Below are 12,197 nucleotides of genomic sequence, written 5' to 3'. Positions count from 1 at the left end.
TATGCCATTCATTACTATCGAGTTACTTGAAGGACGTTCAGAAGAACAGATTAAAGCGATGGTGCAGGAAGTGACTGAAGCGGTCAGCAAAAACACGAATGCACCGAAAGAAAACATTCATGTCTTTGTGGAAGAACTGAAACACAATCGATATGGCGTCGGCGGCACATTGAAATCCGACGAAAACTAGACAAAAGGCATCACAGGAACATTCCTGTGATGCCTTTTGTTATTATTCATTAAGAAAATCCTGTATCGCTTTCTTGTTCTTCTCTTTATCGATATCAAGTACACTACCTATACCATCAACATCGACCATGCGGAAACTGTTTTTTACAGGGACAATCATTGTCTGAATGTCTTTATCCCCTCTGACCATATAGGATATTCCCGTCTTAAAGATATTTCCGTCAGCCATGTTCGTATCAACATACCCTCTGGCAATGCCTGCAAGTTTCGGTGCTTTCATGACAGCCGACAGTGACATCATTTCCTTCTCAAGTGCTTTAATGACCTGCTGCTGACGTCTGACACGTCCGAAGTCCCCTTCTTCATCATGACGGAACCGTGCATAGCCCAGCACTTCTTTACCGGTCAAGTTATGCTGCCCTTGTTTGAGTGAAACACCAATCTTAGCAGACATATCTTTCTCCACATTGATCGGCAGACCATTCGGAGCAAGTTCATCGACCATCTGCTCGAATCCTTTGAAGTCGATAATCGCATAGTATTCAATATCAAGCCCTAAGTTACGCTTGATTGTTTTTCTTAATAACTCAGGCCCGCCAAGCGTATAAGCTGTGTTGATTTTATAGTTCCGGTAGCCGTCTGGGATATCAGCGTAAATATCACGCATAATTGAAATGATCTTCATCTTCTTATTCAAATAATCGTACTGCGCCACCATAATAGAGTCGGTTCTTGAGGATCCGTCAACCGCCCGGTCATGACCAAGAATCAGCACATTCACTTTGGCATCTTTATTTATCGGACCGTTAAATGTATATTTTTCCGGTGTCTTGCCATGTTCACGTGCGACCCCGATACCGGCGCTGTAGCTTGATTTCATCCAGAAAGCCAGTAAGACCGAAAGTAATAGTAACGCTAAAATAACGATTGGTAATTTTTTTAAACGGCGTTTCTTCTTACGCGCGTTTGGTTGTTGAGCTATCATGTAAACCCTCTCTCATATATATACAATAATATATTTAACTTATACAAATTAATATTAAAAATCAAGTAATTCCTGTAATAATCAGTTAAAGAATATAGTAAAATGAAAACAGGAAAGAAGAAGGTGATCAATTTGAAAATAAATAAAGCCTACTTTGCAGGCGGATGTTTCTGGTGCATGGTAAAACCATTCGATAAATTTGAAGGAATCGAAGGCATAATCAGCGGTTATATGGGCGGACATACCGATCAGCCGACATATGAACAGATCAAAACAGGAACTACAGGTCATTACGAAGCTGTAGAAATCGAATATGATCAGGCGTTATTCCCGTTTGAAAAACTACTTGATATTTATTTTAAGCAGATTGACCCGACGGATGCAGACGGCCAGTTCCATGACCGCGGCTCTCAGTACAAAACAGCGGTGTTCTATGTCAATGAAGCTCAGAAAGAAGCAGCTGAAAGCTATATCAAAACCATTCAAGTGAATTATGACAAACCTATTGTCACTGAAGTACTCCCTTATCAAACATTTTATCCGGCTGAAGATGAGCACCAGGACTATTACAGAAAAGAACCTGAAAACTATGCCCGTGAACAAGCTTTAAGACAGCAGTACAGCGAAGAGACATCACGTTAAGGTGGTGTCTCTTTATTTCTCTTCTTTTTCAGTAATTCATTCCTTTTGTTACTAGTGATTTAATATTTATTTATAATAATAAGTTTACATAATATTATTATAAAATTAAAAATCGTCATAAAAATACCCCGATTGCTCGGGGCAGATTTACTATTTAATTTCAGTGATTTTGTCACCTTGGTTGACGTGACCGTAATGTGTATTCACTAATGATTGATTATTAAGGTTTGTGAAGACAATCGGAGTGATGTCGCTCTTCGCATGCTTTCTGATGTAATCGAGATCCACACGTAATAACGGCTGACCAATCACGATTTTATCGCCTGGTTTAACGAGTACGTCAAACCCTTCCCCTTTTAATGCCACTGTTTCAAGACCGAAGTGAATCAGCATTTCAACACCTTCATCTGATTCAAGCCCTAATGCGTGTTTTGTCGGGAAGTCCATTTTCACGACTCCGTCAAACGGTGCAACGACTTCGCCTGTTTCAGGAATGATGGCAACACCCTCACCCATCATTTTGCCGGCGAATACTTCGTCCGGTACTTTAGTGATATCAACGACTTCGCCTGTGATTGGTGCAAACACTTCTGTTACACCTGCTGTCGCACCGTTATCACGCGCAGCTGGAGCTGTCGGTTCGATGACAACATCGTCATTACCTTCTGAAGTGATAGTCTGCTCTGGACGTGTGATTTCACCTGAAATAATACGCGCCATGTCATGCTTAATCTGATCGGATTTCGGACCGAAGATTGCCTGCATATTGTTGCCGACTTCAAGCACACCAGCAGCACCGAGAGCTTTTAACTCGCCAGTATCTACTTTAGATTTATCTCTTACTTCAACACGCAGACGCGTAATACAAGCATCCAGATGTTTAATGTTTTCCTGGCCGCCCATTGCGTCCAGAACTGCAAACGGAAGTTCACCTGCTGTTGCTGTTTTAGTCGTTGTTTCTTCATCTTCACGACCTGGTGTTTTCAAGTTGAATTTCTTGATAGCGAATGTGAACAGGAAGTAGTAAACGACTGCGTAGACAAGACCTACAGGAATGACCAGCAGTGCATTTGTACGGTCCCAGTTCAACAGACCGAATAATGTGTAGTCAATGAAACCACCGGAGAATGTCATACCAATCTTAACATGCAGTAAGTGCATGATCAGGAATGAAGTACCTGCTAAGAACACGTGAATGACATAAAGAATCGGTGCAACAAATAAGAATGAGAATTCAAGCGGTTCTGTAATACCTGTTAAGAATGATGTCAATGCTGCTGACAGCATTAAACCACCGACTACTTTTTTACGCTCCGGGCGTGCCTGACGGTAAATCGCGTAAGCTGCTGCCGGAAGACCGAACATCATGAATGGATATTTACCTGTCGTAAACATACCTGCTGTAAATGGTACACCGTCTTTCATCTGTGCCATCCAGATCTTCTGGTCACCACGGACTAAGTTGCCCGCAGCATCTGTATACTGACCGAACTCGAACCAGAACGGTGCATAGAAGATATGGTGAAGACCGAATGGAATTAACGCCCGTTCAATGATACCGAAAATAAATGTTGTCAGTACTAAGTTTTTGTTCAGCAGGAATTCAGACAGTCCGTTCAGTCCGCCCTGAATCGCCGGCCAGACAAGTGCCAGTACGATACCTGCAATAATTGCCATTAAAGAAGTGATGATTGGTACGAAACGTTTACCGGCGAAGAAGCCAAGGAAAGCCGGCAAAGTAATATTGTAAAATCTGTTGTAGCACCATGCGGCGATTGCCCCCATGATAATACCGCCGAATACCCCTGTCTGCAGTGTCGGAATGCCGAGCACTAGTGCATTACCTGGTTCTTTAGCAGCCTGACCTAATGTATGCGCACCGTCTGCATAGCTGAAAATATCGTCGATTGTTATACCGAGGAATTTCCCTATCGTCGCATTCATAATCAAGTAACCGACTAAAGCAGCAAGTCCGGCAACGCCGTCTCCTCCTGCCAGACCAAGTGCAGTACCGATGGCGAACAGCAGTGGCAGGTTGTCAAAGATAACTTGACCCGCTGACTCCATAATGCCTGATAACATAATAAAGAACTGAGTATTTAACCACGGTGCATATTGAACAAGCTGTTCGTTGTGCATCGCATTACCGAACGCCAGCAGGATCCCTGCGGCCGGCAGAATGGCAACCGGGAGCATTAATGCTTTACCGATACGCTGCAACTGCCCGAATAATGATTTGAACATGTGTGTTCCTCCTTTTTGTTTAAGGTAAAAATGATACAAAAAAAGACATGAGTATAGACTGGTCCCTTGTACCAGTCACCAACTCATGCCTGCATTACCAGTTACACGTCTTCGACTTCAGTATTAAACTGCTGTATATGCATCGTTAAATAAACGAGTTCGGATTCATACACCGGTTTATTTAACTGCTGCTGCATCATTTTTACTATCTTAACAGCAATATTGTAGCATGCCGGATATTGAAGTTTCAATAGTTTTTCTAAATTTCTTTGTTCGGGCGGCCGGTCATTGATCATGACGCGCTGCACAGCGAAACTGATGTGTCTGACAAAACGCGCATATACTAATGAATCTTTGTCCACTTGTATTTTCAGATCATGCTCGATGATCTGGACCGCCCGCGCGACCACTTCAGTCATCATATTCATCTCACGCATCGTATGATTATTGATGGAAGAATGAATGTGGAGCGCGATAAACCCTTTCTCCGTGTCCGGAAAATAGACACGGAGCTTATCATTCAGCATATCGACGACTTTAGTCGCAATATCAAACTCCTTAGGATACAGTGCTTCTGTTTCCTTCAGAAATGGATTCGCAATCACAATGCCGTCCTCGAGTCGTTTCAATGCGAAAATAATGTGGTCGGTCAGTGATAATAAGATGGAATCATTTACTTCACCGTATGCCATCTCCTTAATTGTATCGACCACTTCAATGACCGTTTTAATGACCCGGTCATTCGTCATACCGAGCAGCGTTTTATAGCGTTCCTGCTCATGGTAGCCCCTTAATTCATAAATCTTCTCAATCTTATCAGCCTCTATTCGCTGACCCTGCTTCTTGCCGAAACTAATCCCTTTGCCGATAAGCACGACTTCCTCGCCGTAATAGTTCGCGATGAGAACATTGTTATTCAATGCTTTTTCAATAATATACTCACCCATACGTTACCTCATTCTTAAGCCCTATGTCAGATTATTTTCTGCATGCTATACTAAGTGCAAGACTTGTATTTAATATAAATATAACAAATATGAGCAATTAAACAAGGAAGTGAGTTCTAAAAAATGAAAATAATGAAGCGTTTACTCCTACTGAGCAGCATCGCTATGATGAGCTCGACACTAGTCACTAAACCGTCCTATGCAGTCACTGAAGAAGCTTGGCAGGAAGCAGTCACCGTCTACGGTGCAGCTCTTGAGTCCAATCCACAGCTGCAGGATACGACAAAGCAGCTGTTAGGTACAGCAGATTCTGATAAGACGACTTATGTCCATGCCGATGACTTAAATAAATATTTAAACCTCCAGTCATCAAACGCTGTATTGAAATCAAGCATCCGCATCAAGAAGTTAAGCAAAGGTTCCGGACTGACACTGAATATTGACGAATCAAAAGGTCAAATTACGAAAATTACTGAGGACACTTATAAAAATGCCCTGTTAACTGCCGGTGTGACAGATGCCGACGTTAAAATCGCTGCGGCAGAGGACGTCACCGGTGAAAGCGCACTGGCAGGTGTCTACAAAGCATTTGAGACACAAGGTGAAGCCATCAACAAGAATCAGACACAGGCCGCCCAGGAGGAACTGACTACGATTACGAGCATCAACGAAGACAATCAGAACAAGTCCGGCTACTCTCAAGAACAGCTGAATAAAGCCATTGCCGAGGCGAAAGCAGCAGTCGCTAAACAGGGCGGCAATTTATCACAGGACCAGATCAAAAATGTCGTCATCGAAAAAATCAATAACAACGGACTGAGTGATGTCCTGAACAGCAATCAGATCACATTGATCATCAACTTCATCACGAATGCCCAGAATCAAGGCGTCTTTACAGGTGCAAATGCTGACAAATTTATCGACAGCGCAACGAACTATGTCAATGACATCAAAAACTCAGAGGGCTTTAAACAGGCCGCTGACACAGCAAAGGAAGCGGGTAAAAACTTGAAGGACTCACTGGAGCAGCAGGGCGTCATGGATAAATTCATGGCAGCGCTCAAGTCTTTCTTCACAGCCATCGTCAACTTCTTCAAATCATTGACCGCATAAAAAAATAAGCAGCCGAAGCTGCTTATTTTTTTTGGTATGTCGTGCTCTGGAACTCTTCGTCCCACGTTTCGACACGCGACAGGTCAGTCGAGATATTCGATTTTCTGAATACCGGATTCAGTCCGCGTTTTCTCTGTGCACTGTAATCTTTCGTTACTTCAAAGATCACGTGCGCAAGTCCGATAATCGCTGTAATATTCAAGATAGCCATGAGACCCATGAATAAGTCAGCTGTATCCCACACAGTCTGTACTTTAACCACCGCACCGAGGAATACCATCACGACCACCAGCAGTCTGAAAATCAGCATGACACTTTTATTAGTCGTCAAATATTCAATATTAGACTGCCCATAGTAGTAGTTGCCGATTACTGATGAGTAGGCAAACAAGAAGACGGCGATCGTCAGGAATACTCCGCCGAAGGAACCAATGTGGCTGTTCAGTGCCGCCTGCGTGACCGCTACCCCTTGAGGTGCCTTGTCACCGAACTCAAGCCCTGAATAGAGCAGAATCATAATGGCTGTTGCTGTACAGACAAGCATCGTATCAAAGAAGACACCCAGCGACTGGATTAAACCTTGTTTGACCGGATGGGTGACCGCTGCAGTAGCTGCTGCATTCGGTGCAGAACCCATACCCGCTTCATTGGAGAACAAGCCACGCTTAATCCCCTGCATGATCGTGAAACCAAGTGCCCCGCCGAATGCCGGCTCAAGGCCGAAGGCACCTTTAAAAATACTGATGATCATCGGGATAATGGCACCAATATGTGTCACTAAAACGAAGAAGACGATTAAGATGTAGAAGATCGCCATGACCGGCACAATCGCAGATGAAACATTAGCGATCCAGCGTACGCCGCCAAAAATAACGACAGCCGTAATAACAGCTAATATTAAACCTGTCACCCACGCTGGTGTGTTGTACTGCGTGTTAAAGCTTTCAGCAATAGTGTTTGACTGTACCATGTTGAAGACAAAGGCGAACGTGATAGTGATCAATACCGCAAATGTCGTGCCGAGCCATTTCTGGCCGAGCCCCTGCTCCATATAGTAGGCAGGACCGCCGCGGAATCCACCGTCAGCATCCTTTACTTTGTAGACTTGCGCGAGCGTCGCTTCAAAAAATGCACTTGCCGCTCCGAAAAACGCAATCACCCACATCCAGAAGACCGCACCAGGACCACCAAGAACGATAGCTGTCGCTACGCCGGCAATGTTACCCGTGCCGACACGGCTGGCCGCACTGATTGCGAACGCCTGAAACGAAGAAATCCCTTTTTTTCCGTCTTCTAATGTTTCAGGTTTCTCACCGATGACCCGGAACATTTCCGGCAGCCATCTTAACTGGACAAACCTTGAACTTAAGCTGAAGAACAGTCCTGCTAAAAGCAGCAAGCCGATCAGAAACTGTGTCCAGATCAAAGCATTACCTGTTGAGACGATTGTCTTAAACCATTCCGGTATAAGCGCGTCAAAATTAACGTGATTGAAATTCAAATAAAAAATCCTCCTGTGAAAAAATACGTACATAACCGTATTTTATCATAAATAGGAGGATAAAAAATAACTTTTTAAAATACGAGGAACAAGAAGACACGCATGCTACAGTGTTATCAGCGTCTTCGGCATACCGAAATCTGCAGTGTCGACAACAAAGCTGCCGTTTGTATAGCGTTCTGTGAGCCTGATACTTTTGACCGTCCCTGTTTCAGTATTTCCGGAATCCGATATGATCATATAGTGTCCAGCATCTTCAGTGACCACTGCTCCGACCAGCTGGTGCGGATTGGATTTTATCTCTTTCAGCACGACGACGCCGCGATTAGCACGTCGGCCGACTTCAACCGTATCCAGCTTCATCCGTTTGACAGCCCCGCGGTGCGTCGCCAGAACAATAAAGTGGTCCGGATATAATAATTCCGTCGCAACGACCGAATCATCTTCCTTTAAATTGATGGACTTCACGCCTGCTGCTTTAATCCCCGTCTCCGGGACTTCACTCAATGAGTAGCGGAGCGCCATCCCTTTAGCCGTCACGACCAGTACTTCTTCGTCACCTGTGATGTAGAGGGCCTGCAGCACTTCGTCATCATCTTTCAGCTTCATCGACAGAATCGGCCGCGAGAAGCGCTTCGTGCTGAACTCAGCAAGGCTGGTCTTCTTGATCATACCGCCCTTAGTGGCAGTCATAATAAAGCCGCCCTGCTCAAAGTCCGCAACCGTCATCATATGAATGACCCGTTCTCCTTCTTTCAGCGGGACAAGCTGTGAAATATGCATGCCGAGCTCTTTCCATTTATGGTCAGGAAGATTGACGACCGGTACATAGATATAGTTACCGAGCGACGTGAAGACAAGGACGACGTGCTGCAGATTAGATGACACATGCGTCAGCAGGAAGTCCCCCTCCTTCAGCCCGATCTCGTCGAGCCCGGTTGCACCGAAGCTCCGGAGTGACGTGCGTTTTATATAACCTTCGCGGGTCAGGCTGACAATCACTTCCTCGCTCGGCACAATAATATCTTTTGAGATCTTAATTTCAGCGACTTTGTCTTCAATGGCACTCAGCCGTTCTGTTGCAAAGTCTTTCTTGACCGCTTTCAGTTCTTTTTTAATGACCTGCATCAGCTTTTTCGGATTGCCGAGAATTTCCTCAAGCGCCGTCAACCGGTTGCTCAGCTCTTTATGCTCGTCTTCCAGCGCAGCGATGTCAGTGTTCGTCAGCCGGTAGAGCTGCAGCGTCACAATAGCTTCCGCCTGGTCCAGCGTGAAGTCAAAGCGGCTGACTAAGTTTTCCTTCGCATACTGCTTATTTTTTGACTCACGGATCGTCGTGATCACTTCTTCCATGATAGACAGTGCTTTAATCAGTCCCTCAACGATATGCATGCGTTTCTTTGCCTGGTCAAGTTCGTGTTTACTGCGTCTCGTCACTACTTCCTGCTGATGATCGATATAGCTCGTCAGTATTTCTTTGATCCCAAGCAGCTTAGGTCTTCTGTCACTGATGGCCACCATGTTGAAGTTATACGTCACTTGAAGGTCCGTGTTCTTATAGAGGAAGTTCAAGATACCTTCTGCATTGGCATCTTTCTTCAGCTCTATCGCAATGCGCAGCCCGTCACGGTCAGTTTCGTCACGCACTTCAATGATGCCTTCCACTTTCTTATCGGCTCTCAGCTCATCAATCCGCTTCACTAACGTGCTTTTATTCACTTCATATGGAATCTCTGTGATGACAATCTCAGTTCTGCCGCCCCGCAGTTCCTCAAACGCCACTTTGCCGCGGACGACTGCTTTTCCTTTGCCTGTCTCGTAGGCCTGCTTGATGCCGGCACGGCCTTGAATGATGCCGCCGGTCGGGAAATCCGGGCCCGGCATCAACGTCATCAAGTCGTCTACTGTAATTGACGGTTTGTCAATGATCGCAAGTGTTGCATCGATGACCTCCCCTAAGTTATGTGTCGGAATATCTGTTGCATAACCTGCTGAAATACCGGTCGACCCGTTGACGAGCAGATTCGGATACTTTGCCGGCAGCACCATCGGCTCCATCGCGGTATCGTCAAAGTTCTGCACGAAATCCACCGTATTATGCTGGATGTCCTGCAGCAGCACACTCGCAAGCTTAGACAGCTTCGCCTCAGTGTAACGCATGGCAGCAGGGGGATCATTATCGATGCTGCCGTTATTGCCGTGCATCTCAATCAGCACATGACGCAGTTTCCAGTCCTGACTCATACGCACCATAGCATCATAAACTGAAGTATCTCCGTGCGGATGATAGTTACCGATGACATTGCCGACGGTTTTCGCACTCTTCCTGAAGTTTCTGTCAAAGCTATTGCCGTCCTGGTGCATGGCAAACAAGATGCGCCGCTGCACCGGTTTCAGACCGTCACGCACATCCGGCAGTGCGCGGTCCTGAATAATATATTTACTGTACCGTCCGAAACGATCGCCGATGACGTCTTCCAGCGGTAAAGTCTGTATGTGTTCTGCCACTATGCCTCATCTCCAATCGTTACATTCTCCATCATTTCGATATCCTGCGCTTCAAGCAGCGCGACTTCATCATTCTCAAGGATACTGGAATCTTCCTGCATGCCGAATTCGACATGGCGTTCAATCCAGTCACGTCGCGGCTCCACTTTGTCACCCATCAACGTCGTCACACGTTTAGCACTGCGCAGTTCATCGTCAATCTGAACACGGATGAGTGTTCTCGTCTCAGGATTCATCGTCGTATCCCAGAGCTGGTCGGCATTCATCTCACCAAGTCCTTTATAGCGCTGCAGCGTGAAGCCTTTGCCCACTTTCTTCTGAACGTCCTTCAGTTCGTCCTCCGTCCAGGCATATTCAATCACTTCACTTTTCCCTCTGCCTTTAGCTACTTTGTAGAGCGGCGGCAGTGCGATATATACTCTGCCGTCTGCCAGCAGCGGCCGCATATATTTAAAGAAGAATGTCAGGAGCAGCACTTGAATATGGGCACCGTCCGTATCAGCATCGGTCATGATGATGACTTTATTGTAGTTGCTGTCCTTCAGCGTAAAGTCACTACCGACGCCGGCACCGATTGTATGGATGATCGTGTTGATCTCCTCGTTCTTGAAAATATCCTCAAGCTTTGCTTTCTCCGTGTTGATGACTTTACCACGGAGCGGCAGAATCGCCTGGAACTTACGGTCCCGGCCGAGCTTGGCAGAGCCGCCCGCTGAATCCCCTTCCACAAGATAGAGCTCATTCTTCTCTGTGTTCTTGCTCTGGGCAGGTGTCAGTTTACCTGACAGCAGCGTCTCCTTGCGTTTATTCTTCTTGCCGTTCCGTGCTTCCTCGCGGGCTTTACGTGCTGCTTCACGGGCCTGTGACGCTTTGACCGCCTTCTTCACCAGGTTCTGTGACAGCTGACCGTTCTCCCCGAGGAAGTACGGCAGCTGGTCGCTGATGATATTATCGACGGCGCTTCGTGCTTCGCTCGTGCCGAGCTTCGACTTAGTCTGCCCTTCAAACTGCAGCAGTTCTTCCGGAATCTTCACCGAAATGACCGCTGTCATCCCTTCACGGATATCGTTACCATCAAGATTTTTATCCTTCTGCTTCAGTTCGCCGATCTTTCTCGCATATTCATTGAATACCCGCGTCATCGCAGTCTTCATCCCGACTTCATGCGTTCCGCCGTCTTTCGTACGGACGTTATTGACGAACGAGAGAATGGTTTCCGAATACTGGTCATTATACTGGAAGGCAATCTCCGCCTCAATCCCATTCGATTCACCGGAGAACATCGCCACATCATGCAGTGTATCTTTACCTTCATTAATAAATGAGACGAACGCCTTCAGTCCTTCTTCAAAATGAAAGACTTCTGCTGTTTCAGGCTCTACCCGTTTGTCAGTCAGCGTGATCTTCAGATCTTTCAGCAGAAAGGCTGACTCTCTTAACCGCTCAGCAAGCGTCTCATAGTTGAAAGTCGTCGTTGTTTTGAAGATTTTAGGATCCGGTTTGAACGTGACCGATGTCCCTGTCCGTTTCGTCGTGCCCTTTTCAATGAGCGTCGTCACCGGTACACCGCCGTTTTCAAACCGCTGTTCGAAAACTTTGCCGTTATGATGAATCGTCACTTCCAGCCACTCACTGAGCGCATTCACAACCGACGCACCGACACCGTGCAGACCACCACTTGTCTTGTAGCCGCCCTGACCGAACTTACCGCCGGCATGCAGCACAGTGAAAATCACTTCCGGTGTCGGCTTTCCTGTTTTATGCAGACCTGTCGGCATACCGCGGCCGTTATCCTGAACGGTCACACTGCCATCTTTGTTAAGTACCACGCTGATTTCTGTCCCATGGCCGTTCAGTGCTTCATCGATTGAGTTATCGAGAATTTCATAGACCAGATGATGGAGACCGCGGCTGTCTGTTGAACCGATATACATACCAGGCCGTTTTCTTACAGCTTCTAAGCCTTCCAGCACCTGGATGGATTCGTCATTATATTGATTATTCTTCGCCAAATTACTTCCTCCTGCAAACATATGTTCGTTGTTTTTATCACAGTTCTTATTTTTAT

Annotated in this window: 9 protein-coding genes; 3 read left to right on the top strand and 6 right to left on the bottom strand. The window is 46.0% G+C overall.

The genetic code is table 11. The features are described 5' to 3' along the window. The first annotated feature begins 1 nt into the window (after position 1). Positions 2–190: a 2-hydroxymuconate tautomerase gene (gene thmT, locus KFV11_RS05655; RefSeq protein WP_149458740.1), complete on the top strand. Its 189-nt coding sequence runs from the start codon at positions 2–4 to the stop codon at positions 188–190. 42 nt (positions 191–232) lie between these two features. Here thmT and KFV11_RS05650 read toward each other — a convergent pair whose 3' ends face one another. Beyond that, positions 233–1,174, bottom strand: a complete 942-nt coding sequence (locus KFV11_RS05650) for an LCP family protein (protein ID WP_254249451.1) — start codon at positions 1,172–1,174, stop codon at positions 233–235. Between the two features lie 132 nt (positions 1,175–1,306). On the opposite strand from KFV11_RS05650, the gene msrA reads away from it, so the two are divergent. Then, positions 1,307–1,816, top strand: coding sequence for a peptide-methionine (S)-S-oxide reductase MsrA (gene msrA / locus KFV11_RS05645; RefSeq protein ID WP_254249450.1), 510 nt, complete (start codon positions 1,307–1,309; stop codon positions 1,814–1,816). Between the two features lie 150 nt (positions 1,817–1,966). On the opposite strand, the gene ptsG is transcribed toward msrA, so the two are convergent. Then, positions 1,967–4,060 carry a glucose-specific PTS transporter subunit IIBC gene (gene ptsG, locus KFV11_RS05640; protein WP_254249449.1) on the bottom strand — a complete coding sequence of 698 codons (2,094 nt, stop codon included), beginning with the start codon at positions 4,058–4,060 and terminating at the stop codon, positions 1,967–1,969. 101 nt (positions 4,061–4,161) lie between these two features. After that, complete coding sequence (gene glcT / locus KFV11_RS05635; RefSeq protein ID WP_149458744.1) at positions 4,162–5,007, bottom strand: glucose PTS transporter transcription antiterminator GlcT; 846 nt, start codon at positions 5,005–5,007, stop codon at positions 4,162–4,164. 132 nt (positions 5,008–5,139) lie between these two features. Here glcT and KFV11_RS05630 point away from each other — a divergent pair, with 132 nt between their 5' ends. Further along, positions 5,140–6,120: a DUF1002 domain-containing protein gene (locus tag KFV11_RS05630; protein WP_254249448.1), complete on the top strand. Its 981-nt coding sequence runs from the start codon at positions 5,140–5,142 to the stop codon at positions 6,118–6,120. Between the two features lie 22 nt (positions 6,121–6,142). On the opposite strand, the gene alsT is transcribed toward KFV11_RS05630, so the two are convergent. The 3 genes from alsT to parE form a co-directional block, all read right to left on the bottom strand. Then, positions 6,143–7,621 (bottom strand): glutamine transporter AlsT, encoded by a 1,479-nt coding sequence (gene alsT / locus KFV11_RS05625; protein WP_246143117.1) that lies wholly within the window; start codon positions 7,619–7,621, stop codon positions 6,143–6,145. A gap of 105 nt (positions 7,622–7,726) precedes the next feature. Continuing rightward, positions 7,727–10,129, bottom strand: coding sequence for a DNA topoisomerase IV subunit A (gene parC, locus KFV11_RS05620; RefSeq protein ID WP_254249447.1), 2,403 nt, complete (start codon positions 10,127–10,129; stop codon positions 7,727–7,729). Then, positions 10,129–12,141: a DNA topoisomerase IV subunit B gene (gene parE, locus KFV11_RS05615; protein WP_254249446.1), complete on the bottom strand. Its 2,013-nt coding sequence runs from the start codon at positions 12,139–12,141 to the stop codon at positions 10,129–10,131. The genes parC and parE overlap by 1 nt, the downstream gene beginning before the upstream one ends. Positions 12,142–12,197: the final 56 nt, after the last annotated feature.

Source organism: Macrococcus equipercicus, from assembly GCF_024205945.1.
GTDB classification, from domain to species: Bacteria; Bacillota; Bacilli; order Staphylococcales; family Staphylococcaceae; genus Macrococcus; species Macrococcus equipercicus.
This window is presented reverse-complemented; position numbering and strand designations above follow the sequence as displayed.